Here is a 26,633-nt window from a genome sequence, read left to right as displayed (position 1 = left end):
GTGCGGGGCCCGTCCAGTCCCCTCTCAGAGACAGGACTCCAGCATGCCCCAGTTCACCGACGGCACGCTCGTCATCGCCGACGACGCCGTCGCCCCCACCCGTGCCGCCCTGTGGCAGGCCGTCATGGCCGCAGCCGCCGGCCGCTGCCAGTGCCGCGGTACCTGCGGCACCACGCACGGCAAGGACGGCGGGCGCTGCCCCGCCGTCCACGGCGCCTACCAGACGAAGCACGGACGCAGCTGGGTGCACCTGATCGCCGCTCCGGCCGACCCCGCCGCGCTCCTGCTGCCCCCGCACCAGGCCGCCGCCCTGCCCAAGCGGGCGCTGGCCGCCTGGTGCCGGCACTGCCACGACGCCACCCGCCGCACCACCAAAGCCCAGCAGACCGCCGCCGCCCCGGCCGTCGAGCCGGACGCCCTGTTCGACCTCTGACCCGCCGGGAGGACTCCGTGTCCATCAAGGCCGTGATCTGCCACGTCGCCGTCTGCGACGTCTGCGGCACCACCTACGGCTCCGACCACGACGACGAGCGCGCCGTCCACTGCACCACCCGCGAGGCCGCCGTCGACCTCGTCCACGCGGACCCCGAGTGGCTCGTCACCACCGACGGCCGCGTCATCTGCCTGCTCTCCGACCCGCACCACCAGGCCGCCCTCGACGCCCTGATGCCGCCCGCCCCGGCCGCCGCCTGCGACGGACAGCTCCCCATCGCCCTCGACCTCGGCCCGACCGACTGACACCCCCTCCGCCCGGGGTCGACCAGCGTCGGCTCCGGGCCCTCCCCTTCGAAGGGACCGCCGTGACCGGCAACCCCCTGCTCAACGCCGCCCTCAACGCCGTCGAACGCGGCTGGTACGTCTTCCCGCTGCTGCCCCGCAGCAAGCGCCCCGCCCTGCACGCCGTCGCCACCTGCCCCCGCACCGGCCCCTGTGTCAACGGCCACCAGGGCTGGGAGCAGCGCGCCACCCTCGACCCCGACGTCGTGCGGCGGACCTGGTCGCACGGGCCGTACGGGATCGGCCTGGCCACCGGCCCGTCCGGCCTGGCCGTCATCGACCTCGACACCCCCAAGCCCGACGCCGCCGTGCCCCCCGAGTGGGCCAGGCAGCGGGTGACGGACGGGTTTGACGTGCTGTACGCGCTGTGCGAGCGCAACGGCCGGCCCTTCCCGTCCGACACCTACACGGTCGTCACCCCCAGTGGCGGCCGTCACCTCTACTTCACCGCTCCCGCCGGGCTGGCCCTGCGCAACACCGCCGGTCAGCACGGGTCCGGGCTGGGCTGGCTGATCGACACCCGGGCCGGTGGCGGCTACGTCGTCGCCGCAGGCAGCAGCGTCGCCGACCGCCGCTACGACGTCGTCCTCGACACCAGCCCGGCGCCGCTGCCCGACTGGATCGCACGCCTCCTCGCCCCTGCGCCGAGGCCCGCCGCCCCGGTGCTCCGGGCCTGCCACCGCACCACCGGCACCCGGCCCGCCTACGTGGACGCCGCCCTGCGCAACGAAACGGCCAACGTCTCCACCGCCCCCGAGGGCACCCGCAACTGGACCCTCACCCGGGCCGCCCGCGCGCTGGGCCGCTTCGTCGCCAACGGCAAGCTCGGCCGCACCGAGGTCGAGAACGCTCTTAAGGGGGCGGCGGAGCAGGCCGGCCTCGCCGCGCGCGAGGCCGACGCGACCATCACCAACGCCCTGAACTGGTCCATCGCCAACAACCCGGCTGGTGCCGCCGCATGACGCCCCCCGGCTCCCCCCTTAAGAGCAATGAGACCCCCGGCCAGCCGGGCCCCGAGGACGGCGCCGCCGTGCTCGACGCCGTCGAAGCCTTCCACCGCCGCTTCAACGTCTTCCCCAGCCAGGCCGCCTACACCGCCGTCGTGCTGTGGGACGCCCACACCCACCTCCTCGATGTCTTCGAGTCGACCCCGCGCATCGCGTTCCTCTCCCCGGAGCCCGGATCCGGGAAGACCCGCGCGCTGGAGATCATCGACACGCTCACCCCCCGGTCGATGTTCACCACCGACGTCTCCCCGGCCGCCCTGTTCCGGTCCGTGTGCGACCCCGACGCCCGGCCCACCGTGCTGTTCGACGAGGTGGACACCACCTTCGGGCCGAAGGCCGGCGGCAATGAGGACCTGCGCGGCCTCATCAACTCCGGCCACCGCCGCTCCGGTGTCGTCCACCGGTGCGTCGGCGACGGCAGCACGCAGACGGTTCAGGCGTTCCCCGTCTACGCCGCCCTCGCCATGGGCGGCCTCGGGGACCTGCCCGACACCATCATGAGCCGCTCGATCATCATCCGGATGCGCCGCCGGGCCCCCAACGAGGAGGTGGAGCCCTTCCGGGAGCGGACCACCGCACCCGAGGGGCATGCCCTGCGCAAGCGCCTCGCCACCTGGGCCGACTCCGTCCGGACCACCCTTCAGGACACCCTGCCCGAGATGCCCGACGGTGTCACCGACCGGCCCGCCGACGTGTGGGAGCCCCTGCTCGCCGTCGCCGACGCCGCCGGCGGCCACTGGCCCGAGCGTGCCCGCGCCGCCTGCGTCCAGCTCGTTACCGCCGCCAAGGCCAACGACAAGGGCTCCGTCGGCATCCGCCTGCTGTCGGACCTGCGCGACATCTTCGACGGCGCCGAGCGCATGCTCAGCGCCGAACTCCTGGGCAGGCTCGCCGAGCTGGACGACGCCCCCTGGGCCGATCTCGACGGCAAGCCGATCACCGCCCGCGCCCTCGCCCGCATGCTCGGCGACTACGTCACCGCCGACAACGACCCGATCAAGCCCCGCAACATCAAGACCGGCTCCAAGAGCAGCGCGAAGGGCTACTACGCCTCCGACCTCGCCGACGCGTGGCTGCGGTACTGCCCGCCCCGTCCCCCTCGTTCCCAGGGATCCGCTACTGCCGCTACTGCCGCTACCGCGCAGGTCAGGGCCCTGTTTCCGGTAGCGGATACGCCCGAGGTAGCGGATACCGATCCGCTACCCGCCACCCCGGCCGCCGCCCAGCTGTAGGCCGTCTGCCGCTCCCGGCCACCCGCTGGGAGCGGCACCAATCCGCTACCGCTACCGAATCCGCTACCAAAAACATGCCCCTGACCAGGGAGGTAGCGGCAGTAGCGGCAGTAGCGGATCCCTGAGAAGGGGGCGGGGAGGTGCCCCCGCCCCTCCTTCGCACCGATGATCTGGAGGCTTGACCTTGTCCCAGAACCGGGGCACGCTGCCGACCCTCTTCCACCCGGCCGATATCGCCAAAGCCCTCGACGTGTCCGAGTGGTGGGTGAAGGAGCAGGCCCGACGCGGCCGCATTCCGTTCACCAAGCCCGGCCGGTCCTACCGCTTCACGGCCGGGCAGTTCGCCGAGATCCTTCGGCTCTACGAGAGCCGACCAGTCCTGGCGCCGGCGCCCCGCCCCGCCGGGACCGAGCCTGCCCCAAGCAAGCCGACCCGGCCCCCGCAGCCGGTTGAGGCCCCGGTGCGTCTGCGCGCGCGGGTGCCGCACCGCGCCGCGCTTCACCAGCAGTCGGAAGCTGCCTGACCACACCACCGCGTGCCGCCCGGCGAGTGCGCCGGGCGGCACACCTTCCGCAGGGAGAGCACGTTGGGATACGCCGAGAACCTCGGGAGCTACTGGCGGGGCCGGTACAAGGCCGCGCCCGGGAAGTACTCCACGGTGCGCGACGACAGCGGCGACGCCATCCGCTTCCGCACCAAGGCCGCCGCGAAGAAGGCCGCTGATGCCGAGGAGGCGAAGCTGCTTGCGGGGCTGAAGGCGGCGGCACTGGAGCCGGTACCGGAGCGGATCACTTTCGGGGCCTACGCCAGCCGCTGGTACGAAGCCCAGGACCTGGCCGCCTCGACCATGCAGAACTACCGGCGGCACATCGAGGAGCACCTGCTCCCCGCGTTCGAGGACGTAGCCATTGCGGACATCCTGAAGACGGACATCGCGGCGTGGGAGAAGCGCGAACGGGCGGTTCCGTACGCGGCGACCAGCGTCAAGACGTGGAGGGCGACACTGCACCTGATCCTCGCCGACGCGGTCGAAGAGGGCCTGCGCGACTCCAACCCGGCGACCAAGCGGCGCGGCCGGGGTAAGCGGGCCGGCCGCGCCCGCAACCGGGGGCCGGAGAAGGCGGTCACCACGGCACTCGGGATCCTGCTGCTCGCGGAGCGGGCCGCGCTGCTGTCCGGCCGGGACGACGAGTTCGTCGCGCTCGTCCTCAAGGGCTACACGGGCATGCGCTGGGGCGAGATCGTCGGCCTTGAGACCGAGTTCGTCCGGCCCAAGGGCATCCGGGTCGAGTGGCAGCTTTACGAGCTGGACTCGGGGGAGCTGCACCGCTGCCCGCCCAAGGATGACTCCTACCGGGACATCGACAGCCCCGGGTTCCTCGGCGCACTGGTCGCCGGGCACATCGCCCACGCCCGGCCGAAGCCCTGCGAGTGCCACGGCCTGACCTACGCCTTCAGCGGCCACGGCGCCGCCAACGGGTCCGCGAGCCGCCCGGGGGCGAAGCTGGTCGACGTTGCCCGCCGCTCCGGGGTCTCGACCGGCACGGTCTCCAACGTGCTCAACCGCCCCCATGCCGTGGCGGACCCGACCCGGCTCAAGGTGCTGGCGGCCATCTCCGAACTCGGCTACGTCCGCAACGCGGCGTCGGGGGAGCTGGCGGCGCACTGGCGGCGCTCGGGGTTCGCCACGTGGCTGTTCCAGCCGGCGGCCACGGGCACCTACCCCAAGCGGGGCCAGCACGACGCCCACCCAGTGCCACTGGTCGCCGACCCGTGGCCGGGCATTCCGGCGCGCGGGCGCGGAGCGGCAGGCCGCTCGGAAATGTGCTGGCTGCCGATCGCGCCGGGGCTGACCCCGCACGGGCTGCGGCACACGCACAAAACCCTGATGCGGGAAGCGGGGACGCCGCCGAAGCTCATGGACGAGCGGATGGGACACGAGGACGGTTCGGTCCAGGCCCGCTACGACCACATCACCTCGGGGATGCGGAAGTCGCTCATGGCCGCGCTCACCGAGATGTGGGAGGAGGCGTTGGAGAAGCGCCGGGCGATGGGATCCGGCTCGCCGGTGGCTGCGCTGGAGGCTCTTCTGAAGGGCCGCCAGTAGGCGCCGTCCTGGAGACGGATTCCAAGATCTTCTCCAGGATTTCTCCAGAGAGGGTCCTGAAAACCAGTCAGGGCCGGCCTCCCTTGCGGGAGACCGGCCCTGATCTGGTCTTACTGGGTCGGGGTGGCGGGATTTGAACCCACGGCCTCTTCGTCCCGAACGAAGCGCGCTACCAAGCTGCGCCACACCCCGGTCCTGCGGTTTGTTGCTCCGTCTCCTTCGCAACGAGTAGAACTCTACCGGACGCTCGCCGAGACACGAAATCCGCTTCTTGGCGGGCGTCCGGTGCAGGTCAGCGGGGGGCCGGGGTGAGGGTGAGGAGGGTGGCCTCGGGGGGGCAGGCGAAGCGGACGGGGGTGTAGCGGTTGGTGCCGCAGCCGGCGGAGACGTGGAGGTAGGAGCGGTGGCCGCCGGCCCGGTGGGTGGAGAGGCCCTTGACCCGCCGGGCGTCGAGGTCGCAGTTGGTGACCAGGGCGCCGTAGAAGGGGATGCAGAGCTGGCCGCCGTGGGTGTGGCCGGCCAGGATCAGCGGGTAGCGGTCGGCGGTGAAGGCGTCGAGGACGCGCAGGTAGGGGGCGTGGACGACGGCGAGGGAGAGGTCGGCGTCGGGGGAGGGGCCACCGGCGACCTCGCTGTAGCGGTCGCGGCGGATGTGCGGGTCGTCGAGGCCGGTGAATTCGAGGTCGAGGCCGTCGATGGTGAGCCGGCCGCGGGTGTTGGTGAGGTCGAGCCAGCCGGCCGCGTCGAAGCCGTCGCGGAGCTTCTCCCACGGGTTGTGGACGGCGTCGGTGACGCCGCGGCGGCCGGTGCCGTCGGCGTTGTTGAGGCCGTGGGCGCCGCTGCGCATCGCCTGGAGGTAGCGGGCCGGGTTCTTGCGGGCCGGGCCGTAGTAGTCGTTGGAGCCGAAGACGTAGACGCCGGGGAAGTCCATGAGGGGCCCGAGCGCGTCGAGGGCGGCGGGGACCCCGAGGGGGTCGGAGAGGTTGTCGCCGGTGTTGACGACGAGGTCGGGGCGCAGGCCGGCGAGGCTCTGCAGCCAGCGCTGCTTCTTGCCCTGGCCGCTCACCATGTGGATGTCGGAGACCTGCAGTACCCGGATGGGCCGGGCGCCGTGGGGCAGGACGGGGACCTCGACCCGGCGGAGCCGGAAGGAACGGACCTCGTACCCGACGGAGTAGGCGAGGCAGGCGGCGCCGGCGGCGGCGAAGCCGAGGGGAACGGAGTACAGCGGTCGCATCGCTCCATGCTCTCAGACGGTGGATCAGCCGGTGAACGTCCGGTGGCCGTGCGCGGATACGGGGGACTGCTCCGCTCCGGGGTGGTGTTCGGCGTGCCGGGCCGGCAGGGCGAGGACGGGCCGCCGGCGGGCCCGTTGCCCGCCGTCGGGCCGGTTAATGGCAAGCGACCGAACGTCGCAGGTGGGAGACTCGGGGCCATGACGACGCTCAAGGCGAAGCTGCACGAGGACCTCACGGCTGCGATCAGGGACCGGGACGAGCTGCGCTCGTCCACCATCCGGCTCACGCTGGCCGCCGTCACCAGCGAGGAGGTGGCGGGTAAGGCGAAGCGCGAGCTGTCCGATGACGAGGTGCTGAAGGTGATCGGCCGCGAGGCGAAGAAGCGCCGGGAGGCGGCGGAGGCGTTCGACACCGCCGGCCGGGTGGAGCAGGCGGCCCGGGAGCGCGAGGAGGGCGAGGTGCTGGCGGGGTACCTGCCGAAGCAGCTCTCCGACGAGGAGCTGACCGCGATCGTGGCGGCCGCCGTCGCCGAGAGCGGGGCGGCCGGTCCGCAGGCGATGGGTGCCGTGATGAAGCTGGTGAAGCCGAAGGTGGACGGCCTGGCGGAGGGTGGCCGGGTGGCTGCCGCGGTGAAGGCGGCGCTGACGGGCTGAGCCCCGCCGCCAGAGCCGAAGGCCCGAGGGGCGCCGGTCGGCCAGGGGCCCGGATGGCACCGTCGGCCAAGCCCGAAGGGGCGCCCTCCGAGAGTGATCTCGGAGGGCGCCCCTTCATCGTGCCGTGCCCGGGCGGGGGCCGGTCAGCCGTTGTTGCCGCCGTGCTTGCCGCCGTTGCCGTTTCCGCCGTTGCCACCGTTGTTCCCGCCGATGACGCCCGGCGGGAAGGTGAACCCGCCGCCGATCATCCCGCCGGCGTTGTTGCTGCCGCCGCCGGGGTTGCCGCCGCCAGGGTTGCCGCCGCCGGGGTTTCCGCCCGGGTTGCCACCGGGGTTGCCGCCGGGGTTCCCCTGGGGCGGCGGGTTGCCGCCGGGCTGCTGGTTGGCGTTGGGGTCGGCCGGCGGCGTGGCCCCGCCGGTCTGGTTGGCGTTGGGGTCGGTCTTGGGTGCCGGGTCCGGGATGTTGATGGTCTGGATCTGCTCCGGGGACGAGCCCTTGAGGGCCTGGTTCATCGCGATCTGCCAGATCGGACCGGGGCCGTCGGCGCCGAACACCTCGTCGAAGTGCTTGCTGCCGATGTTGATGTTCTTCATCTTGACGCCGCCGGCCGGGCCGCCGAGCCAGACGGAGGTGGCCAGCGACGGGGTGTAGCCGCTGAACCAGGCGGCCTTCTTCTCGTCGGTGGTACCGGTCTTGCCGGCGATCTGCCGGCCGTCGTCGAGCTTGAGCGCGGCCGCGGTGCCCTTCTCGGTCACGTTGAGCAGGACGGTGTTGAGGGCGTCCGCGGTCTGCTCGGAGAAGGCCTGGCTGCAGGTGGTCTGCGGGACCTTGACGTCCTTGCCGTCGACCGTGCTGATCTTGTTGATCGCGATCGGGGTGCAGTACTTGCCGCGGGCCGCGAAGGTCGCGTAGACGTTCGACATGGTCAGCGGGCTGAGCTCCAGGGTGCCGAGGACCATCGAGGGGACCTCCTGGAAGGCGTCGCCCTTGGCGGACTGGGTGATGCCCAGCTTGTTGGCCATCTGCTTCATCGCGCAGAGGCCGACCTGCTGCTCCATCTGCACGAAGTAGGTGTTGACCGAGAGGGCCATGGCCTGCTTGAGCTCGTACGGGCCGACCTCGCCGGCCGACTCGTTCTTCACCGTGGCCTTGGGCTTGTCGGTGTTCCTCCAGGTGCCCGTGCAGGTGGTCATCTGCGGGTAGTCGATCTTGTTCTCGGAGGGGAACGGCTGGGTGGGCGACAGGCCCGACTCCAGGGCCGCCGCGGCGAGGATCGGCTTGAACGTCGAACCGGTCTGGAAGCCGTTGCCGCCGCCCATCGCGGAGTCGACGTTGAGGTTGACGACGGTCTGGTTCTTGTTCGGGTCCAGGCCGTACGGGCGGGTCTGGGCCATGGCCAGGATCTTGCCGGTGCCGGGCTCCATCATGGTCGCGGCGGCCGAGACCGTGTCCGTGACGTTGACCTTCTTGGTGACGGCGTTCTGGGCGGCGGCCTGCTTGTCCGGGTCCAGCGTGGTGTAGATGTTCAGGCCGCCGGTGTCCCACAGCTTCTTGCGGTCGGCGGCGCTCTTGCCGAACGCCGGGTCCTGCTTGACCACGTGGCGTACGTAGTCGCAGAAGAAGCCCATGCCGGCCTGGGCGGTGATGCAGCCGTTCTGCGGGTCCTTGAACTTCAGGCCCAGCGGGGCGGCCTTGGCCTCCTTGGCCTGGTCCGCGGTGATGTGCTTGTTCTCGAGCATCTTGTCGATGACGACGTTGCGGCGCTTGACCGTGTTGTCGGGGTAGCGCACCGGGTCGTAGGACGAGGGGTTCTGCACCATGCCGGCCAGGGTGGCGGCCTCGGCGACGGTCAGGTCCTTGTTGCTCTTGCTGAAGTAGCGCTGGGAGGCGGCTTCGATGCCGTAGGCCTGGTGGCCGTAGAAGGTGATGTTGAGGTAGTTGGTGAGGATCTGGTCCTTCGACAGGTCCTCTTCCAGCTTGATCGCGACCTTGAGTTCCTGGATCTTGCGACCCAGGGTCTTGCGCTGCGCCTCCAGCACCGCGGCCTGGTCGTCGCCGGCCTTCTCGACGTTGACGTTCTTCACGTACTGCTGGGTCAGCGTCGAGGCGCCCTGCGAGGTGGTGCCGCTCTCGGCGTTCTTGCCGATGGCGCGGAGCACGCCCTTGAGGTCGACGGCGCCGTGCTCGTAGAAGCGGGCGTCCTCGATGTCGACCTGGGCGTGCCGCATGAACGGTGACATCTGGTCGGCGGTCAGGACGGTGCGGTCGCGCTCGTACACCTTGGCGATCAGGCCGCCCTTGGCGTCGAAGATCTGCGTCGCCTGGGTGAGCGGCGGGGTCTTGAAGTCGTCGGAGATGTTGGAGAAGCTCTCCGCCGTGTCCTTGGCGGTCAGCCCGATGGCGCCGACGGCGGGCAGGGCGAGGCCTGCCAGCAGGACTCCGGAGAGCACGCTGACGCCCAGGAACTTCACTCCGTGTCCCGCGATGTCGAGCGGCGACTCGCGGCGCTTATCGCGCGGAGCTCCGGTGTTGCCTGGGGGCTGGGATGCCTGGGGGCGCTTCGGTGCCATGAGGAGAACCCTACGTCCCGGAATCCCGCCCATAGGGGCAGGTGTTCCCCTACGCTTGTCACAAGCTTGCGACAGCTTCGGTGCGTCAACACCATTCACTCTTGTGAGTGCAGAGACTTGCCCGAATTGCCCGATATTAGAGGGTTTTTGAGGTAGCTGTGGCCTGCTGTACCCGTGTGAACGGTAGCGCTCCGTGATGACACGCGTGGCGAGAGTTGCCGCGCCGCGATTGGCAAGGCTTGCGACCTGCGATCACTCCAACGAGTGAGCTGACCGGTACCCATAGTCCAATCGGGTCATGCGAGATTGAGCCCGGAGGGGCTGTTGCTCGCTGTCGTTCTTCCGTAACGTCCTCAACTGGCAACGGTGAATATGCCGTTGCCGCCGTGGGGGAGCCTCGATACGGGAGAGGACGGCGCCGGGATGGGCTGGGTTGACGACTGGAGTGCGCAGGCCGCCTGCCGCACGAGTGATCCGGACGAGTTGTTCGTCCAGGGGGCGGCGCAGAATCGCGCCAAGGCGGTGTGCAGCGGTTGCCCCGTCCGCACGGAGTGCCTGGCGGACGCACTGGACAACCGGGTCGAGTTCGGAGTCTGGGGCGGGATGACGGAGCGCGAGCGCCGGGCGCTGCTGCGCCGCCGCCCGACGGTCATCTCGTGGCGGAGACTGCTGGAGACGGCCCGCACCGAGTACGAGGAGTCCCTCGCGACCGGCGTGATACTGACGGACTACGCCCAGGCGGGCTGAGCACACCGGCGCGGTGCGGACCGTGCCGTGGCAGACCGGTGCCGGGGGGCCATCGGGCTGAGGACATCCGCGCCGGCGACGTTCGCGCCGGGCGCACCGGTGCCGGGCGCCCGGGCCGGGCCGGTGCCTACGCGGTGCCGCTGAGCCGGTCCCCGATGGCGCGCAGCCCGTCCAGGTCGTGCACGTCGCCCGGCAGCGCGGCGACCTCCACGATCGGCACGTCCGGGTACACGGAGACGAAGCGGTCGCGGGTGCGGCGCTCCCGCCCCATGATCTGCATCCGTTCGGCGTGCAGCCTCAGCAGCCCGGCCGCGAGCAGTTCGGCCTCGGGCGAGGCGTGCTCCGAGCCGTTCTCCTCCAGTGCCTCGGCGGCCGCCAGCGCCCGTTCCGCGGTGAGCTGCGGCGCGCCCGAGCCGTGCACCCGGTTGAGCACCAGACCGGCCAGCGGCATCCGGTCCGCGGCGAGCCGGTCGACGAAGTACGCGGCCTCGCGCAGCGCGTCCCGCTCCGGCGCGGCCACCACCAGGAACGCCGTGCCCGGTGCCTTGAGCAGCTGGTACGTGCGGTCGGCGCGCTCGCGGAAGCCGCCGAACATCGAGTCCATCGCGCTGACGAAGGTCTGCACGTCGGTGAGCAGCTGGGCGCCGAAGATCTTGCCCAGGGTGCCGGTGATCAGGCCCATGCCGGCGTTGAGGAACCTCATCGCACTGCGGCCGCCGACCTTGGCCGGGGCGGTCAGGATCCGGATCACCCGGCCGTCGAGGAAGGAACCGAGCCGGTTGGGCGCGTCCAGGAAGTCCAGCGCGGAGCGGGACGGCGGGGTGTCGACGACGATCAGGTCCCATTCCTCGGCGTCGCGCAGCTGCCCGAGCTTCTCCATCGCCATGTACTCCTGCGTGCCCGCGAAGCCGGCCGACAGGGACTGGTAGAACGGGTTCTCCATGATCGCCTTGGCCCGTTCGGGTTCGGCGTGGGCGAGCACGACCTCGTCGAAGGTCCGCTTCATGTCGAGCATCATGGCCTGCAGCTCGCCGTCGCCGGTGACCCCCTTGACGACCCGGGGGGTGTTGTCCAGCTCGGTGAGGCCCATCGACTGGGCGAGCCGGCGGGCCGGGTCGATGGTCAGGACGACGACCTTGCGGCCGCGTTCGGCGGCCCGCAGGCCGATGGCCGCGGCGGTGGTGGTCTTGCCGACGCCGCCGGAGCCGCAGCAGACGATGATCCTGGTCCTCGGGTCGTCGATCAGCCCGTCGACGGCGAGCCGGCTGCCGGCGGCCCGGACACCGCTGCCGCCGTTGCCACCGCCGCCGTGGGCCCGGCCGGCCCCGCCGTTCCCGCCGGCCCCGCCGTTCCCGCTGGTTCCGTTGGTGGTCACGCCGCCCCCTGCCGCTTCAGTTCGCCCGCCAGCCGGTACAGCCCGCCGAGGTCCACGCCCTCGCCCAGCAGTGGCAGCTCGTAGGTGGGGAGCCGCAGCTGCTGGAGGTCGGCGCGCTGCTCGCGCTCCAGCTCGACCCGCTCGGCGTGCTCCCTGGCCTGCTCCAGCAACGGGTCGAGCAGCGGCTCCACCGCCGCCCGGACCGTCTCCGGCTTGCGCGAGCGCCCGCCGAGCCCGGCCTCGCCGAGGGCCAGCGCGACCTCCTCGCGGTGGTCCCCGTCCACCGCGGCCACCGCCGCGGCGTCCAGTATCGGCGGCCGGACCATGTTGACCATCACCCCGCCCACCGGGAGCCTGGCCTCGCGCAGCTCGGCGAAGCCGTCGACCGTCTCCTGCACCGGCATCTCCTCCAGCAGGGTGACCAGGTGCACCGCGGTCTCCGGCGACTTCAGCACCCGCATCACGGCCTGCGCCTGGGTGTGTATCGGCCCGATCCGGGCCAGCCCGGCGACCTCGGCGTTCACGTTCAGGAACCGGGTGAGCCGCCCGGTCGGCGGCGCGTCCATCACGACCGCGTCGTAGCGGCGGCGGCCGTCCGGGCCCTTGCGCCGGGCCGCCTCGCAGGCCTTGCCGGTGAGCAGGACGTCCCGGACGCCGGGTGCGATGGTGGTCGCGAAGTCGACGAAGCCGACCTTCTGCAGCGCCTTGCCGGCCCGGCCGAGCTTGTAGAACATCTCCAGGTACTCGAGCAGCGCCTGTTCGGGGTCGATGGCCAGCGCGAGCACCTCGCCGCCGCCCCCGCCGCCCCCGTCGTCGGGGGGCAGGCCCAGCTGGGCGCGGGAGACCGCGGCGATCCGGCGTTCCTCGTACGGGAGGGCGGCGATGCCGAACAGTTCGGCGATGCCCTGGCGCCCCTCGACCTCGATCAGCAGCACCCGGCCGCCGTCGGCGGCGAGCGCCAGCGCCAGCGCGGCGGCCAGCGTGGTCTTCCCGGTGCCGCCCTTGCCGCTGACCACGTGCAACCGGACGCCCTCCCAGTCGGGGTCGCGCCGGGCCGCCTGGCCGGGGGTGCGTGCCACGCTCCGTCTCCGTCCGTCTCGTGGGCCGGGGCCGCTCCGTCGGCCGGCCCGAACTACCGGTGCCCTCTCGCGAGGGTAACCAGGGAGCGCGCCGGATGCCCGGAGCACCAGGGGGGCCGGGCCTGAATCATGCCCCCTTTGTGGGCCACCTCACACGCCGGTCCGTGGGCGGCGCCGATCGCCGCGGCCGCTCGTCTAGAGTCTGGCCATGACCAAGTGGGAATACATGACGGCGCCTCTGCTCGTGCACGCCACCAAGCAGATCCTGGACAACTTCGGCTCGGACGGCTGGGAGCTCGTCCAGGTCGTGCCGGGCCCGAACCCGGAGCAGCTGGTGGCCTACTTCAAGCGGGAGAAGAACGCATGAGCAAGGTCGAGGCCAAGCTCGCCGACCTGGGTCTGACCCTGCCGCCGGTGGCCGCTCCGGTCGCCGCGTACGTGCCGGCCCTGCGCTCGGGCGAGTTCGTGTTCACCTCCGGCCAGCTGCCGGTCGTCGGCGGCAAGCTGCCGAGCACCGGCAAGGTCGGCGCCGAGGTCTCCCCGGAGGAGGCCAAGGAGCTCGCGCAGACCTGTGCGCTGAACGCGCTGGCCGCGATCAAGTCGGTGATCGGTGACCTGGACCAGATCGAGCGGGTCGTGAAGGTGGTCGGCTTCGTCGCCTCCGCCCCCGACTTCACCGGTCAGCCGGGCGTGATCAACGGTGCCAGCGAACTGCTCGGCAAGGTGCTGGGCGAGGCCGGGGTGCACGCCCGCAGCGCGGTCGGCGTCGCGGTGCTGCCGCTGGACGCCCCGGTCGAGGTCGAGCTCCAGGTGCGCGTCAAGAGCAGCTGAGCGTGATCGCGAAAGGCGGGGTTGGGCCTGTCCAACCCCGCCTTCGTGCGCTTAGCATCCGGGCATGGACCATCGAGCGACGACGCTCCCGATGCCGCCCGGTTGGCCCGCCCGGATCCGGGCGGTCGACTCCGGCGTGCTGACCCCGCCGGTGCCCAGGCTCGCCGCGACGGTCGTGCTGCTGCGCGACGCGGCCGCCGGGCCGCAGGCGTACCTGCTGCGCCGGCGCACCTCGATGGCCTTCGCGGCCGGCATGTACGCCTACCCGGGCGGCGGGGTGGATCCGCGCGACGCCGAGGTGGAGACGGGCTGGGCCGGACCGGCGCCCGAGGAGTGGGCGCGGCGGCTCGGGGTGGACGCCCGGACGGCGCGGGCGGTGGTCTGCGCGGCCGTTCGCGAGACCTTCGAGGAAGCCGGCGTCCTGCTGGCCGGACCGGACGCGGACAGCGTCGCCGCACCGCGCGACTGGAGCGCCGAGCGGGCGGCGCTGGAGGCGCACGAGCTGTCCTTCGCCGAGTTCCTCCGCGACCACGCTCTGGTGCTGCGCAGCGACCTGCTGGGCGGCTGGGCCCGCTGGGTCACCCCGGAGTTCGAGGAGCGCCGCTACGACACCTGGTTCTTCGTCGCGGCGCTGCCGGCCGGGCAGAGCGCGGCCCTGGAGGTCGGCGAGGCCGACCGGGTGGCTTGGCTGACGCCCGCCGAGGCCGTCCTCGGCTACCAGGAGGGCCGGTTCGGGATGCTGCCGCCGACCGTGACGGTGCTGCGCGAGCTGGCGCCGGTGCGCACCGCGGCGGAGGCGCTGGACGCGGCCGCCGGGCGCTCGCTGGAGCCGGTGCTGGGCCGGGCCGAGGTCCGGGGCGACCGGATGACGGTCCGCTGGCCCGGGTACGACGAACTGACCATCGACGGGGACTTCCCCGAGGACGCCTGACCGCGCCGCCGCCGCCCCCGCCGCCCCGTCGGCGCTGTCGCCGACGACGCCGTCGAACAGAACTCGACACAGAGAAACAGAGAGGACCGACGCCCGATGACCCACAACGCCGTGGCTCGCCGGACGGCACCCGAGCTGCCCGCCCGCCGCCTGATCCCCCGTACCCCGGCCTGCGAGAGCCTGGTCCCGTTCGTCGAGTCGGCCCAGCGGCCGCTCGTCCGGGTCCTGCCGCTCAGGGCCCTGCACCGGCCCCGCGGGGACAACCGGTGAGCGGGCTCCTGCCGGGCGACCCGGCCGCCACCATCGACGGCGAGGCCACGGCCCGGGCGCTGTGCGTGCTGGCGCCCAACCCGTCGCCGATGACGCTGGACGGCACCAACACCTGGCTGCTCTCCGAGCCCGGCTCGGACCTCGCCGTGGTGGTCGACCCCGGCCCGCTGCACGAGGGCCACCTGCGCCGGGTGGTCGACCTCGCGGAACAGCAGGGCAAACGCGTCGCGCTGACCCTGCTCACGCACGGCCACGCCGACCACTCCGAGGGCGCGGCCCGCTTCGCCGAACTCACCGGCACCGAGGTGCGCGCGCTGGACCCGGCGCACCGGCTGGGCTCCGAGGGCCTGGTCAACGGCCAGCGGCTGGACGTCGGCGGCCTCGACCTGCGGGTGGTCGCCACCCCCGGCCACACCTCGGACTCGCTGACCTTCCACCTGCCCGCCGACGGCGCGGTCCTCACCGGCGACACCGTCCTCGGCCGCGGCACCACGATGGTCGCCCACCCCGACGGCCGGCTCGGCGACTACCTGGACTCGCTGCGCCACCTGCACACGATGGCCTCCGCGCACGGCGTGCGGACGGTGCTGCCCGGCCACGGTCCGGCGCTCGCGGACGCGCTCGGCGCCGTCGACTACTACCTCGCCCACCGGGCCAACCGGCTTGCCCAGGTGGAGACCGCGGTCGAGGCCGGCTGTCGGACCGCGGACGAGGTGGTGGCCCGGGTCTACGCCGACGTCGACCGGGCGCTCTGGCCGGCCGCCGAGCTCTCGGTCCGGGCGCAGCTGGAGTACCTGGAGGAGCACGGGCTGATCCCGGGCCTCGACTGATCCCGTCACGCGACGGGCAGCGGAACGCCGAAGGGCCCGTCCGCTCGGACGGGCCCTTCGGCGTTTACGGCAGCTGCGGCGCTCACGGTGTGGAGACGTGAGCGCGCCGGGGTCAGCGCGAGCGGCGCGACAGCCGCTCGACGTCCATCAGCACCACCGCGCGCGCCTCCAGCTTCAGCCAGCCGCGGCCGGCGAAGTCGGCGAGCGCCTTGTTGACCGTCTCGCGGGAGGCGCCGACCAGCTGGGCCAGCTCCTCCTGGGTGAGGTCGTGGGCGACGTGGATGCCCTCCTCGGACTGCACGCCGAACCGGCGGGAGAGGTCCAGCAGGGCCTTGGCGACGCGGCCGGGCACGTCGGAGAAGACCAGGTCGGACATCACGTCGTTGGTCCGGCGCAGGCGGCGGGCGATGGCCCGCAGCAGCGCGATGGAGACCTCGGGGCGGGCGTGCAGCCAGGGCTGCAGGTCGCCGTGGCCCAGGCCGAGCAGCTTGACCTCGGTCAGCGCGCTGGCGGTCGCGGTGCGCGGGCCCGGGTCGAACAGCGACAGCTCGCCGATCATCTCGCTGGGGCCGAGGACGGCGAGCATGTTCTCGCGTCCGTCCGGCGAGGCGCGGTGCAGCTTGACCTTGCCCTCGGCGACGACGTACAGCCGGTCGCCCGGGTCGCCCTCGTGGAACAGCGACTCACCACGGGCGAGGGTCACCTCGGTCATGGAAGCGCGCAGCTCGCCGGCCTGTTCGTCGTCGAGTGCCGCGAAGAGTGCGGCGCGCCGCAGAACGTCGTCCACGTGCTTCCTCCTTCTCGGCCGTTCGGCGGGTGGGCCGTCCGGCGCAAGTTCCGTACCGTGCTCTGCATCACCAAGCATGGCGCATGTCGCTCCGATCATATGAGGAGGGGGTGTGCCGAGGTGTGCGGTGCGGGGCCATTCGTACCGGCGGGTCACGGGGCGGGGCGGCGCGGGGGCGGCGTCGGGTCGAACGCGTCATCGGACGGTTCGAACAGTGAATCGCCCACCGCCGTACGGGCGTAGAGGACGCTGTGACCGGCCCGGTGGGCGCTGGTCAGACCCGCCGCGCGCAGGGCGGTCAGGTGCTGGGATACGCCGGCGGCGGACAGACCGGTGCGGCGGGCCAGCTCGGTGGTCGAGGCCGGGGAGTCCAACTCGGCGAGCAGCCGGGCCCGGGACCGGCCCAGGACGGCGGCCAGCGCGTCCGGGCGCCCGTTCGGGCGCGGCTCCCACAGGGTGGCCGCGCCGCGCGCCGGGTAGCTCAGCTGCGGCGGATCCGGCGGCAGCACCCGGGTCAGCACCCGCGGCCAGGCGAAGGCGGACGGCAGGAGCAGCAGCCCGGCCCCGGCGCTCAGCCGGGCGACCGCGCAGTGCCGCCGCTCCAGGCGCAGCGCCGCGCCGTCCCAGCGGACCGTCTCGTGCAGGTCGTCCAGCATCCGCGCGGTGCCGTGCTCGGCGGCCTGCCGGGAGCGGTGGAACACGTCCGCCTCCAGCAGGGCGCGGATCCGGGCCCAGTACGGGGCGAGCGCGAGCTGCCAGTACGCCTCGATCTCGGCGGCGAGCCGGGGCAGCTGCGCCGCCGGGTCGCGGTACAGCGGCTCCAGGACGGGCGGCAGGCGGCCGCCGGCCTCGGCGGCGAGGATGTCCAGGTCGGCGCGGACCTGCCCGGCGTCGGTGGCGGCGATCGCGGCCAGTTCGTCGGCGAGGGCGGGGGCGAAGCCCGCCGGTGCGGGGTTGAGGAAGTCGGGCAGGTGGCCGACGGCCGGGACCATGACGGCCAGCCGGCCGCGGTCGAGCCGGGTGGCGGCCAGCCGGCCGCGGACCTGGTCGGCCCAGCGGCGGTGCAGTGCGGGGACGGGGGAGTGGGCGAGGGCACGGAGGCTGGTCACCACCTCCTGCATGGGGGAGAGGGCGAAGCGGGTCAGCGCCAGGTCGTTCGCGGAGAAGTGCAGTGCCGTCCGCATGCCGGGCCCCTCCCAGAAGATTCGGGCCCAGCTTAATCAGTGGTGGCCCGCCCGGGCCGGGCCGCACGATGCGGGGGAACCGAGGCAGCACCCGACGGCACGGAAGAACGGTGACCCCGCATGTCCACTCCCCCTCAGGCCCCCACCCCCACCCCCACGCCGCGCGAGCGGGCGCTGCGGCTGCGGGAGCTCGTCGTGGACGGCCCGCTCGTCCTGCCCAACGCCTGGGACGCGGGCAGCGCCGCCGTCATCGCCTCGGCCGGCGCCCCGGCGATCGCCACCACCAGCGGCGGCGTCTCCTGGTCGCTCGGCCGCGGCGACGGCCACCGGCTGGACCGGGCGCAGGCCGTCGAGGCGGCCCGCCGGATCGTCGCGGCCGTGGACGTGCCGGTCACCGTCGACGCCGAGGGCGGCTACGGGCCGACGCCCGCCGACGTGGCGGCGACCGTGGCGGCACTGGTCGGGGCGGGCGCCGCCGGCGTCAACCTGGAGGACTCGACGGCCGTCGGCGGCCCGCTGTTCCCGGTGGCCGAGCAGGCCGACCGGCTGCGGGCGGCCCGGACGGCGGCGGCCGCGGCCGGACTGCCCGAGCTGGTGGTCAACGCCCGCACCGACGTCCTCCTGTTCGGACTGGGCGGCCTCGACGACGTGTTGGCCCGGGCCGAGGCCTACGCCGAGGCGGGCGCCGACGGCCTGTTCGTCCCCGGGCTGCTGGACCTCGACGCCCTCGCCGGGCTGTGCGAGCGCTCCCCGCTGCCGGTGAACGCCATGGCCGTCGCGGGCGGGCCGACCGTCGCCGAACTCGCGGCCACGGGGGTGCGGCGTGTCAGCGTCGGCACCGGGCTCGCCCAGCTCGCGTACACCGCGGCGCGCCGCGCGGCCGCCGAACTGCTCGGCGCCGGGACGCTGGCGGAGCTGGACGGTGCGCTCGGCTTCGGCGAGCTGAACGGGCTGTACCGGGGCTGACCGCGGGCCCGCCGGGAGCACGGCCGCCCGGCGCCGTCGAGCCTGGCCTCGTCGAGCCCGGCCCCGGCGAGCCTGGCCCGTTCACCCGGGCCGGGCTCGCCGGGCAGGGGTTCAGCCGGTGAAGCCCAGCTCGCCGAGGGTCTTCTCGATCCGGCTGCGGTGCGCCGCCTCCCAGTCGTCCAGCGTCTCGGCGGCCTCCTTGGCCAGCTTGGCGCGGGCCGCTTCCAGGGACTCGGCGCGTCGGTCGGCGGGCACCACCACGACCCCCTCCTCGTCGGCCACCACGATGTCACCGGCCGCCACCAGTACGCCGCCGCAGCGAACCTGCGCGCCGTGCGTGCCGAGCTCCCGCTTGGCCCCCGGGATCGGGATCACACCGCGGGCGAAGACCGGGAAGCCCAGCTCCCGCACCTCGCCCAGATCCCGGATCAGGCCGTCGGCGACGAACGCCGCGACGCCCCGGCGCTGCGCGACGGCGCACACGTTGCCGCCGGCCAGCGCGTAGTCCAGGTCGCCCGACTCGACGACGATCACGGCGCCTGGCTCGGCCCGGTGGATCGCCGCGTGCAGCATCAGGTTGTCGCCGGGCGGGCACTGCACGGTGAACGCCGGGCCGGCCACCCGCGGCGCCCCCGCCCACAGCGGACGGATGCCGACGTCCATGACCTGGGCGCGCCCGAGCACGTCGGCCAGGGTGGTGGTGGGGATGTCCTTGAAGTCCTGGTCCATGCTTCCTCGTTCTTCGGTGGGCGGGCGGCGGCCGGCCGCCGCCGGTCACGCTAACCCGCGACGGTTCGGGCGAGGAAGGCCCTTCGGCCGGAGAACTCCACCGGCTCGGGCGGGAGGGGCGGTCGGGGGTTCAGACGCGGAAGGCCGCGACGTAGCGGCGGGGGTCGCGGCGGAGGTCGGTGTCCCAGCGGGCCGTGCACTGTTCGGCGAAGGTCTGCCCGGTGCGCAGCACCTCGTCGAGCGGGTCGAGGTAGTCCAGCACCTTCGGCTGTTCCAGGCCGGCGCGGATCCGGGCCCGCAGGCCTGCCCGGGCGAGCCGGACGAGTTCCGCCGCGAGTTCGCGGATCCGGTCGCCGCCCAGCAGGGTGTCCAGGCCGTCGGCGGGGATCCTGGCCTTCGCCGCGCGGTGCTCCGCCATGCCGTGGTGGCGCAGCAGTTCCCAGGCCGCCGTCCGCGACGGGGGGTGGTAGGCGAGCCCCGCCCACAGCGCCGGTACGGCCGGGATGTGCGGGTACGGCGGGCCGTCCCCGGCCCGCAGTTCCAGGGTCCGGCGGACCCTGACGTCCGTCCAGATCTGCGACATGTGGGAGACCCAGTGGTCGAAGGTCGGCATGGTGCCGTCGTCGAAGCCCTGCCGCAGGATCTCGGCGAACGGCCGGTCGGGGGCGAGCCGGTACCGGCCGTCCGGGTCGCGGTAGTAGATCATCGGGATCCCCAGCGCCCAGTCGATGACGTCGTCGGCGTTCACGTCGGGCCGCAGCGCGGGCGGCAGGACGCCGCAGCGGCGCGGGTCCATCCGCAGCCAGTTCTGCGACCTGTGCGAGAGCAGCCCGTTCGACCGTCCGCCCTGCAGCGGCGAGTTGACGAGCAGTGCGGCGATCACCGGGGACGCGGCGGTCAGCATCCGCAGCTTCTGGGTGAAGTCCTCGTCGGACAGGTAGTCCAGGTGCACCTGGGTGGACAGCGACATCGACATGATCTTCGGGGCCCCGCTGCCGGCCTCGCCGATCCGGTCGAAGAAGTCGCGCATGACGGCGCCGCGGAGCATCGGCACCCAGGAGACGGTGTCGAGCCGGTCGAAGGGGAGGTTGCCGCCGGGCAGGAGGGCCAGGCCGAAGCGCCCGACGAGTTCCGCGAGGCGTTCCATGGTGGCCCGCATGTCGTCCACGGCCGTGGCCAGGTCGGCGGCCGGGGCGGAGGAGTACTCGACCTGGCCGCCGTGTTCGAGCGTGATCTGGGCGGTGTCCGCCAGGTCCACGCCGGTCAGTCGGCCGTTGTCGCGCCGGTCCGTGCCGCCCCATTCGGCGAGGACGGCCTCCAGGACGGCCCGGACGCCGTTCTTCCCCTCGTAGGGGGCGCCCAGCCCGGTCTCCGGGTCGACGATGCCGTTCTCGATCTCCAGCCCGATCCGCTCGGTCGCGGCCGCCGCCGGGGCGAGCAGCGGGCCGAGATCGTCGCGGTGCAGCGCCGCTCCCGTCGCCGGGGCGCCGCTCTGCTCGCCGGTTCGGCGCCGGGGCGCCGGTGCCGCGCTCACCCGGCCCGCAGCCGGGCGGTCTCGTCGGCGGGCTGCCCCCGGTCGATCACCTGGCCGACGACGGCCAGGGCCGACTGGGCGGCGCCCTGCATCCAGGCGTGCGCTCCGGACAGGTGCTCTCCGGCGAAGAAGATCCTCGGGTCGTCGGTCGGGTGCGGGGCGCCGAGCCCGGTCAGGTACCGGGTGTGCTCGCCGGGCGCGAGGTGGGCGAAGGCGCCGCCGCCCATGCCGACCTGGTCGTCCCAGTTCCAGTGCACGATGTCGTCCGCGTCGCGGAGGATGCCGGGGTGCAGCCGTTCCAGGCACTTCAGCACGAGCAGGTCGCGGTCGGCCGGCGGCAGGGTGGTGAAGCGCCGGGCGTTGGCCCCCCACAGGTAGGCGCCGACGAGCACCGCGGGCTCGTGGGACCGCTGCGGGTCCCGGGCGGCCCAGCGCCGCCTGCCGGCGGTGCTCCCGTTGGTCCGGCCGTCGACGGGCCGGGCGTTGTCCGACGGGTACCAGCACTGCTGGATCGGCATGTCGGTGAAGCTGCCGCCGCCGAAGATCCGGTCGTCCAGTTCCCAGCCGCGCCGCTTGGTGTGCACGAGCGTCTTCGTGCTGCTGGCGTAGCTGATGCCGCGGATCGCGTGGCGCTGGTGGTGGGGCAGGCCGGGCCGGAAGCTGATCTGGTCGAGGGCGGGGACGGGGACGCAGCAGACGACGAAGTCGACGTCCTCGGTGATCGTGCCGCCGAGGCGCCGCCCGTGCACCCGGACGCCCCGGCGGGTCAGCGAGAGCTCGTCGATCTGGGTGGACAGCTGGAGGGTCCTCGGCCGCAGCCGGCGCACGAACGCGTGCACCAGGCGGTCGGTGCCGTCGACCAGTTCCACCTGGCCCGCGTGGAACAGGCCGAAGTAGTCGACGAGGACCTCCAGCAGGGAGGACTGCTCGTAGTGGACCAGGCCGCTGGCGTGGCCGAGGAGGTCCCAGGCGTCCTGCGACAGGTGCTCGTGGACGTACTGCCACAGTGAGACCGAGACGAGCCGGTCGAGCGCCGGGTCGTCCCAGTGGCCGTCCAGCACCCGCTGGCGCTGGTCGGGGGTGAGCGTCTCCCAGGCGGCCGTCAGCAGCCGGTCCAGGATCCGTCGCGGGTCCTGCTTCTCGGCGGCGCGCAGCGCGTACGCCGGGTGCAGCGCGTGCACCTCCTGGACGCGGGCGCGGTGGCCGCGCAGGTGGTAGTAGGCGTCTGGGTTGAAGTTGACGAACGGCCTGGTCCGCAGGCCGAACTGGGACACGTAGTGGAGGACGCAGTGGTGGTTCCCGGGGATGCGCATGGCGCCCAGGTCGGCGTGCGTGCCGTCCCAGAAGCGGTGCGTGCGCACCCGTCCGCCGGGTTGGTTCGACCGCTCGTACAGGACGATGCCGAAGCCCCGGCGCTGGAGCTCGTAGGCGGTGACGAGGCCCGCCACCCCGGCCCCGATCACCGCGACGCGTCCGGTGGCGCCGGTCACCGGGCGCAGCAGGCTGCTGGGAAAGGCGAAGCTCTCGTCGAACATGGGCACCTCGCGTCGTCGTAGCCCTCAGCCTGGGGCAGCCCGTCGTCGTGAGCCACCAGACGGCGCCCATCCGAAGGTCGGTCCGCGGCTGCCGCGGGCTCCGGTGATCCGCTGCCCGCCGTGGGCCGTTCGGCGTAGCCTTCGTGCATGGCAGAGAGCAAGGTCCGGGCGGCGGCACCGAAGGCGAAGGCCGTGCCGGGGGTGAAGCCGGGGAAGCCGGAGTCGCACCTGGCGATGGTGCGGCGGGCACGGCGGATCAACCGCGAGTTGACGGAGCTGTACCCGTACGCGCATCCGGAGCTGGACTTCGAGAACCCGTTCCAGCTGCTGGTGGCGACGGTGCTGTCGGCGCAGACGACGGACCTGCGGGTGAACCAGACGACGCCGGCGCTGTTCGCGAAGTACCCGACGCCGGAGGACATGGCGGCGGCGAACCCGGAGGAGCTGGAGGAGGTCATCCGCCCGACCGGGTTCTTCCGGAACAAGGCGAAGTCGCTGATCGGCCTCTCGATCGCCCTGCGCGACGACTTCGGCGGCGAGGTCCCGGGCCGCCTGGACGACCTGGTGACGCTGCCGGGCGTGGGCCGCAAGACCGCCAACGTGGTCCTCGGCAACGCCTTCGGGGTGCCCGGGATCACCGTGGACACGCATTTCGGGCGGCTGGCCCGGCGGTTCGGCTGGACCGCCGAGGAGGACCCGGTGAAGGTCGAGGCGGCCGTCGCCGAGATCTTCCCGAAGTCGGAGTGGACGATGCTGTCGCACCGGGTGGTCTTCCACGGCCGCCGGATCTGCCACTCCCGCAAGCCCGCCTGCGGCGCCTGCCCGGTCGCGCCGCTCTGCCCGTCGTACGGGGAGGGCGAGACCGACCCGGAGAAGGCGCGCAAGCTGCTCAAGTACGAGCTGGGCGGGCAGCCCGGGCAGCGGCTGAGGCCGCCGGGGGACTTCCCGGGGGAGGCCGCCGCCCGGGCCGACGCCGCCGAGCACCAGGGGCGGATCGCGGACCTGGCGGTGGGCGAGTGACCCGCGAGGCACGGCGGGCGCCGGAGCCGTCGGTGGTGCGGGTGGTCGAGGGGGACGGCCTGCCGGCCTGGCTGGAGCCGGTGCGGGAGGCGGCCGAGCGGGTGCTGCCGGAGCAGCTGAGCCGCTTCCTGCCGCCGGCGGAGGGCGGCCGGGCGGCGGCGGTGCTGATGCTGTTCGGCGAGGGCCCGGACGGGCCGGACCTGCTGCTGATCGAGCGGGCCCGCTCGCTGCGCTCGCACGCCGGGCAGCCGTCCTTCCCGGGCGGTGCGCTGGATCCGCAGGACGGTGACCCGGACGGCCCGGGCCCGGTCGCGGCGGCGCTGCGCGAGGCCTGGGAGGAGACCGGGCTGGACCCGGCCGGGGTGCAGGTGTTCGCGGTGCTGCCGGCGCTGTACATCCCGGTCAGCCGGTTCGTGGTGACGCCGGTGCTGGGCTGGTGGCGCGAGGAGTCGCCGGTGCGGCCGGTGGACCAGGGCGAGACCGGCGCGGTGTTCCGGGTGCCGGTCGCCGATCTGGCCGACCCGGCGAACCGGGTGCGGCTGCGCCACCCGTCCGGGCACGTGGGGCCGGCCTTCGCGGTGGCCGGGCGGCTGGTCTGGGGGTTCACGGCCGGGGTGATCGACCGGGTGCTGCATCACGGCGGGCTGGAGCTGCCCTGGGATCCGTCCCGGATCGTCGACCTCTCGGACGAGGCGCTGGCCCTGGTGCAGGGCGATCTCGACCACTCCCGGGCGCTGCCCGGCGGCAACGCCGGTCCCACGTGAGGGGCCGTCTGCACGGCCGGGCCGCGGGCCGTGGGAGGGTGTCCGGGTGAACGTCCTGGATGTGCTGCTGATCGCCGCTGCCGTGGCATTCGCCGTGTCGGGCTACCGGCAGGGCTTCGTCGTGGGTGTCCTGTCCCTGGTCGGCTTCCTGGGCGGCGGCCTGCTGGCCGTCCAACTGCTGCCGCTGCTGCTCGACCACCTCAGCCCGGGCACCACGGCCTCGGTGGTGGCGGTGGTGGTGGTGATCGTGTGCGCCGCGATCGGCCAGGCGGTCACCGCGCACTTCGGCTGGAAGCTCCGGGGCCACATCGGCCGCCGTCCGGCGCGGGTGCTGGACGCGACCGGCGGCGCGGCCGTGAACGTGGTCTCGATGCTGCTGGTGGCCTGGCTGATCGGCTCGGCGCTGGCCGGGGCGTCGCTGCCGACGGTGTCCAAGCAGGTCCGTTCCTCGGCGATCCTCGGCGGCGTGCAGAACGCGCTGCCCGACGACGCGCCGAACTGGTTCTCGGACTTCTCCAAGGTGCTGGCCCGCAACGGCTTCCCGCAGGTCTTCAACCCCTTCGAGCACGAGCCGATCACCCAGGTCGACACCCCCGACCCGGCGCTGGCCGGCAGCCCGGCGGTGGCGCGGGCCAAGCAGAGCCTGGTCAAGGTGGTCGGCACCGCCACCTCCTGCAGCAAGACCCTGGAGGGCAGCGGTTTCGTCTTCGCCCCGCACCGGGTGATGACCAACGCCCACGTGGTCGGCGGGGTCGACGAGCCGACCGTGCAGATCGGCGGGGTCGGCCAGCTGTACGACGCGACGGTGGTCCGCTACGACTGGCAGCGCGACATCGCCGTCCTGGACGTGCCCAAGCTGAACGCGCCCCCGCTGTCGTTCGCGGGCGAGGCGAAGACCAACGACAGCGCGATCGTGGCGGGCTTCCCGGAGAACGGCGCCTTCAACGTCCAGCCGGCCCGTATCCGCGGCCGGATCCAGGCCAACGGCCCGGACATCTACCACCGCGGCCAGGTGGTCCGGGACGTCTACTCGGTCCGCTCGCTGGTCCGCCAGGGCAACAGCGGCGGCCCGCTGCTCACCCCGGACGGCCAGGTCTACGGCGTGGTGTTCGCCAAGTCGCTGGACAGTGCCGACACCGGGTACGTGCTGACCGCGGCCGAGGTGCGGGAGGACGCGGAGAAGGGCGGCAGCGCGAGCGCCCGGGTGGACACCCAGGGCTGCGCGCTCTGACCGGGCCCCGGGGCGGTCCGACGCGCCGGATCCGACGATCCGATATCCGTCACACCGTCAGTCCGCCCTGGTAGCCTCTGCCGCGCTCACCCGTTCGGCTCAACCGGGCGCCGTCCCGGAGTGAGTCTTACGGGAGGTCGTGGTAGTCCGATGATGGGTCACTCGCACGCGGTCAGTGGGGCGATGCTGTACGCCGCCTCCGCACCGTTCCTGCCCCCGCTGCTGCTGCACACCACGCTGCAGCCGGCGGACATACTGATGGGCACGGTGCTGTGCGCGGGGGCGGCCCTGCTGCCGGACCTCGACCACCACGACGGCTCGATCGCCAACTTCCTGGGCCCGATCTCCAAGGCGCTCTGCCGCTTCGTGGCCTGGGCCTCCGGCGGGCACCGGCACGCCACCCACTCGCTGCTGTTCGTCGCGCTGATGGGCGCCGGCACCTGGGCGGGCGTCACCTACCTGGGCCGCAACTTCACCCTGGTGCTGACGTTCTTCCTGCTCGCGCTCGCGATCCGGGCGCTGCGGCTCTGCCCGCCGGGGGACCGCCCGGAGAGCTGGATCACCGTCATCGGGCTGTCCGCGCTCGGCACCTTCGGGATGAACACCTGGATGCCGAACTCGCCGGGCTGGCTGCCGTACGCGGTGGCGCTGGGCACCCTGGCGCACCTGCTGGGCGACTGCCTGACCAAGAAGGGCGCGCCGCTGCTCTGGCCGCACAAGGAGCGCTACGAGGTGGTGCTGATCAAGCGCAGCGGCAACGACGTCGAGACCAAGGTGCTGGTGCCGATCATGTCGGTGGCGACCTTCGTCCTGCTCTGGTTCACCGCGGTGTCGCCGACGCTCGTGAACTGACCGGCGGGACCGGTCGGCCGGCCGACCCGGCCGACGGGACCGACCGGCCGGACGACGCGGCGCGAGGCCTCAGGTCTCGCGCCGCAGTCGTGCGCCGACCCAGCGGGCGCGCCGGCCGAGGATGCGGGGGATGCCGAGCTGCTGCCGCTGCGCCGGGCGCGGACGGCGGTCGGGGCCGTCGTAGCCGAGGTCGTCCGCCCAGTCGGGGCGGTGGGCGGAGCGCTGGGAGCTGTTGTGGCGTCGGGCGCGCGGGGCGCCGCCGCGATCGGGCATCCAGGTCATACCGGAATGGATGCCCCTGGGCCGGTGGAGGTAACCGCCGGGCACGGGTCGAAATTGGCCTATGCGGTTGTCATATGTGCGTCAGATCAAGGGAGTTGGGAC

Annotated in this window: 28 protein-coding genes and 1 tRNA gene; 18 read left to right on the top strand and 11 right to left on the bottom strand. The window is 73.2% G+C overall.

What is annotated here, in order from left to right; all coding sequences use genetic code 11:
• Nucleotides 1-43 precede the first annotated feature (43 nt).
• The 6 genes from ACIQVZ_RS27140 to ACIQVZ_RS27115 all read left to right on the top strand — a co-directional run bounded on the left by ACIQVZ_RS27140 (nt 44) and on the right by ACIQVZ_RS27115 (nt 5,123).
• Complete coding sequence (locus ACIQVZ_RS27140; protein ID WP_402453365.1) at nt 44-433, top strand: hypothetical protein; 390 nt, start codon at nt 44-46, stop codon at nt 431-433.
• A gap of 17 nt (nt 434-450) precedes the next feature.
• Nucleotides 451-738: a hypothetical protein gene (locus tag ACIQVZ_RS27135; protein WP_402453363.1), complete on the top strand. Its 288-nt coding sequence runs from the start codon at nt 451-453 to the stop codon at nt 736-738.
• A gap of 62 nt (nt 739-800) precedes the next feature.
• The gene (locus ACIQVZ_RS27130; protein WP_402453362.1) at nt 801-1,739 is read left to right on the top strand and encodes a bifunctional DNA primase/polymerase; all 939 of its coding nucleotides are present in this window, start codon (nt 801-803) and stop codon (nt 1,737-1,739) included.
• Nucleotides 1,736-3,016 carry a DUF3631 domain-containing protein gene (locus ACIQVZ_RS27125; protein WP_402453360.1) on the top strand — a complete coding sequence of 427 codons (1,281 nt, stop codon included), beginning with the start codon at nt 1,736-1,738 and terminating at the stop codon, nt 3,014-3,016. Before ACIQVZ_RS27130 ends, ACIQVZ_RS27125 begins: the two co-directional genes overlap by 4 nt.
• A gap of 184 nt (nt 3,017-3,200) precedes the next feature.
• Nucleotides 3,201-3,539: a DNA-binding protein gene (locus tag ACIQVZ_RS27120; RefSeq protein WP_402453359.1), complete on the top strand. Its 339-nt coding sequence runs from the start codon at nt 3,201-3,203 to the stop codon at nt 3,537-3,539.
• A gap of 63 nt (nt 3,540-3,602) precedes the next feature.
• Nucleotides 3,603-5,123 (top strand): LacI family DNA-binding transcriptional regulator, encoded by a 1,521-nt coding sequence (locus ACIQVZ_RS27115; RefSeq protein ID WP_402453357.1) that lies wholly within the window; start codon nt 3,603-3,605, stop codon nt 5,121-5,123.
• 118 nt (nt 5,124-5,241) lie between these two features.
• Here ACIQVZ_RS27115 and ACIQVZ_RS27110 read toward each other — a convergent pair.
• Nucleotides 5,242-5,315: transfer RNA gene (locus ACIQVZ_RS27110), tRNA-Pro, on the bottom strand.
• Between the two features lie 100 nt (nt 5,316-5,415).
• Nucleotides 5,416-6,360 (bottom strand): metallophosphoesterase, encoded by a 945-nt coding sequence (locus ACIQVZ_RS27105; protein ID WP_402453356.1) that lies wholly within the window; start codon nt 6,358-6,360, stop codon nt 5,416-5,418.
• Nucleotides 6,361-6,558: 198 nt separating this feature from the next.
• Between ACIQVZ_RS27105 and ACIQVZ_RS27100 the strand changes: the two genes are divergently transcribed.
• Nucleotides 6,559-7,014, top strand: a complete 456-nt coding sequence (locus ACIQVZ_RS27100) for a GatB/YqeY domain-containing protein (protein WP_371518058.1) — start codon at nt 6,559-6,561, stop codon at nt 7,012-7,014.
• Nucleotides 7,015-7,157: 143 nt separating this feature from the next.
• Here ACIQVZ_RS27100 and ACIQVZ_RS27095 read toward each other — a convergent pair whose 3' ends face one another.
• Nucleotides 7,158-9,584, bottom strand: coding sequence for a transglycosylase domain-containing protein (locus tag ACIQVZ_RS27095; RefSeq protein ID WP_402453355.1), 2,427 nt, complete (start codon nt 9,582-9,584; stop codon nt 7,158-7,160).
• A gap of 423 nt (nt 9,585-10,007) precedes the next feature.
• Here ACIQVZ_RS27095 and ACIQVZ_RS27090 point away from each other — a divergent pair, with 423 nt between their 5' ends.
• Nucleotides 10,008-10,331, top strand: a complete 324-nt coding sequence (locus ACIQVZ_RS27090) for a WhiB family transcriptional regulator (protein ID WP_030240986.1) — start codon at nt 10,008-10,010, stop codon at nt 10,329-10,331.
• A gap of 127 nt (nt 10,332-10,458) precedes the next feature.
• Here the strand turns inward: ACIQVZ_RS27090 and ACIQVZ_RS27085 are convergent, their stop codons facing one another.
• Together ACIQVZ_RS27085 and ACIQVZ_RS27080 are read right to left on the bottom strand one after the other, a co-directional pair.
• Entirely contained in the window at nt 10,459-11,577 is a 1,119-nt protein-coding gene (locus ACIQVZ_RS27085; protein ID WP_063351282.1) for an ArsA family ATPase, read from the bottom strand.
• Nucleotides 11,578-11,702: 125 nt separating this feature from the next.
• Nucleotides 11,703-12,785, bottom strand: a complete 1,083-nt coding sequence (locus tag ACIQVZ_RS27080; RefSeq protein WP_350881961.1) for an ArsA-related P-loop ATPase — start codon at nt 12,783-12,785, stop codon at nt 11,703-11,705.
• Nucleotides 12,786-12,993: 208 nt separating this feature from the next.
• On the opposite strand from ACIQVZ_RS27080, the gene ACIQVZ_RS27075 reads away from it, so the two are divergent.
• From ACIQVZ_RS27075 to ACIQVZ_RS27055, 5 genes are all read left to right on the top strand, one after another.
• A complete protein-coding gene (locus ACIQVZ_RS27075; protein ID WP_167745864.1) occupies nt 12,994-13,152 on the top strand; it encodes a DUF4177 domain-containing protein in 159 nt (52 codons plus the stop codon).
• Nucleotides 13,149-13,616, top strand: a complete 468-nt coding sequence (locus ACIQVZ_RS27070; RefSeq protein ID WP_350881963.1) for a RidA family protein — start codon at nt 13,149-13,151, stop codon at nt 13,614-13,616. The genes ACIQVZ_RS27075 and ACIQVZ_RS27070 overlap by 4 nt, the downstream gene beginning before the upstream one ends.
• Nucleotides 13,617-13,680: 64 nt before the next feature.
• Complete coding sequence (locus ACIQVZ_RS27065) at nt 13,681-14,547, top strand: NUDIX hydrolase (protein ID WP_350881965.1); 867 nt, start codon at nt 13,681-13,683, stop codon at nt 14,545-14,547.
• A 96-nt stretch (nt 14,548-14,643) separates the two neighbouring features.
• Nucleotides 14,644-14,817 carry a hypothetical protein gene (locus ACIQVZ_RS27060; protein WP_402453354.1) on the top strand — a complete coding sequence of 58 codons (174 nt, stop codon included), beginning with the start codon at nt 14,644-14,646 and terminating at the stop codon, nt 14,815-14,817.
• Complete coding sequence (locus tag ACIQVZ_RS27055) at nt 14,814-15,647, top strand: MBL fold metallo-hydrolase (RefSeq protein ID WP_402453353.1); 834 nt, start codon at nt 14,814-14,816, stop codon at nt 15,645-15,647. Before ACIQVZ_RS27060 ends, ACIQVZ_RS27055 begins: the two co-directional genes overlap by 4 nt.
• A gap of 112 nt (nt 15,648-15,759) precedes the next feature.
• Here the strand turns inward: ACIQVZ_RS27055 and ACIQVZ_RS27050 are convergent, their stop codons facing one another.
• Together ACIQVZ_RS27050 and ACIQVZ_RS27045 are read right to left on the bottom strand one after the other, a co-directional pair.
• Complete coding sequence (locus ACIQVZ_RS27050; RefSeq protein WP_030240972.1) at nt 15,760-16,434, bottom strand: Crp/Fnr family transcriptional regulator; 675 nt, start codon at nt 16,432-16,434, stop codon at nt 15,760-15,762.
• A gap of 152 nt (nt 16,435-16,586) precedes the next feature.
• Nucleotides 16,587-17,618: a DUF5937 family protein gene (locus ACIQVZ_RS27045; protein WP_402453352.1), complete on the bottom strand. Its 1,032-nt coding sequence runs from the start codon at nt 17,616-17,618 to the stop codon at nt 16,587-16,589.
• Nucleotides 17,619-17,738: 120 nt separating this feature from the next.
• Between ACIQVZ_RS27045 and ACIQVZ_RS27040 the strand changes: the two genes are divergently transcribed.
• The gene (locus tag ACIQVZ_RS27040) at nt 17,739-18,584 is read left to right on the top strand and encodes an isocitrate lyase/phosphoenolpyruvate mutase family protein (protein ID WP_402453350.1); all 846 of its coding nucleotides are present in this window, start codon (nt 17,739-17,741) and stop codon (nt 18,582-18,584) included.
• A gap of 111 nt (nt 18,585-18,695) precedes the next feature.
• On the opposite strand, the gene ACIQVZ_RS27035 is transcribed toward ACIQVZ_RS27040, so the two are convergent.
• The 3 genes from ACIQVZ_RS27035 to ACIQVZ_RS27025 form a co-directional block, all read right to left on the bottom strand.
• Complete coding sequence (locus ACIQVZ_RS27035; protein ID WP_402453348.1) at nt 18,696-19,313, bottom strand: RraA family protein; 618 nt, start codon at nt 19,311-19,313, stop codon at nt 18,696-18,698.
• Nucleotides 19,314-19,443: 130 nt separating this feature from the next.
• Nucleotides 19,444-20,847: a glutamate-cysteine ligase family protein gene (locus ACIQVZ_RS27030; RefSeq protein ID WP_350881975.1), complete on the bottom strand. Its 1,404-nt coding sequence runs from the start codon at nt 20,845-20,847 to the stop codon at nt 19,444-19,446.
• Nucleotides 20,844-22,382 carry a flavin monoamine oxidase family protein gene (locus ACIQVZ_RS27025; protein ID WP_402453347.1) on the bottom strand — a complete coding sequence of 513 codons (1,539 nt, stop codon included), beginning with the start codon at nt 22,380-22,382 and terminating at the stop codon, nt 20,844-20,846. The genes ACIQVZ_RS27030 and ACIQVZ_RS27025 overlap by 4 nt, the downstream gene beginning before the upstream one ends.
• Nucleotides 22,383-22,529: 147 nt before the next feature.
• On the opposite strand from ACIQVZ_RS27025, the gene nth reads away from it, so the two are divergent.
• From nth to ACIQVZ_RS27005, 4 genes are all read left to right on the top strand, one after another.
• On the top strand, nt 22,530-23,402 hold the full coding sequence (gene nth, locus ACIQVZ_RS27020; RefSeq protein WP_350881979.1) for an endonuclease III: 873 nt from the start codon (nt 22,530-22,532) through the stop codon (nt 23,400-23,402).
• Nucleotides 23,399-24,166 (top strand): CoA pyrophosphatase, encoded by a 768-nt coding sequence (locus ACIQVZ_RS27015; RefSeq protein WP_350881981.1) that lies wholly within the window; start codon nt 23,399-23,401, stop codon nt 24,164-24,166. Before nth ends, ACIQVZ_RS27015 begins: the two co-directional genes overlap by 4 nt.
• A 46-nt stretch (nt 24,167-24,212) precedes the next feature.
• A complete protein-coding gene (locus ACIQVZ_RS27010; RefSeq protein ID WP_350881982.1) occupies nt 24,213-25,397 on the top strand; it encodes a MarP family serine protease in 1,185 nt (394 codons plus the stop codon).
• Between the two features lie 150 nt (nt 25,398-25,547).
• Entirely contained in the window at nt 25,548-26,249 is a 702-nt protein-coding gene (locus ACIQVZ_RS27005) for a metal-dependent hydrolase (protein ID WP_350881984.1), read from the top strand.
• A gap of 69 nt (nt 26,250-26,318) precedes the next feature.
• On the opposite strand, the gene ACIQVZ_RS27000 is transcribed toward ACIQVZ_RS27005, so the two are convergent.
• Nucleotides 26,319-26,531 (bottom strand): hypothetical protein, encoded by a 213-nt coding sequence (locus ACIQVZ_RS27000; protein ID WP_350881986.1) that lies wholly within the window; start codon nt 26,529-26,531, stop codon nt 26,319-26,321.
• Between the last annotated feature and the right edge of the window lie 102 nt (nt 26,532-26,633).

This window comes from Kitasatospora sp. NPDC098663 (genome assembly GCF_044760075.1).
Lineage (GTDB): Bacteria > Actinomycetota > Actinomycetes > Streptomycetales > Streptomycetaceae > Kitasatospora.
This window is presented reverse-complemented; position numbering and strand designations above follow the sequence as displayed.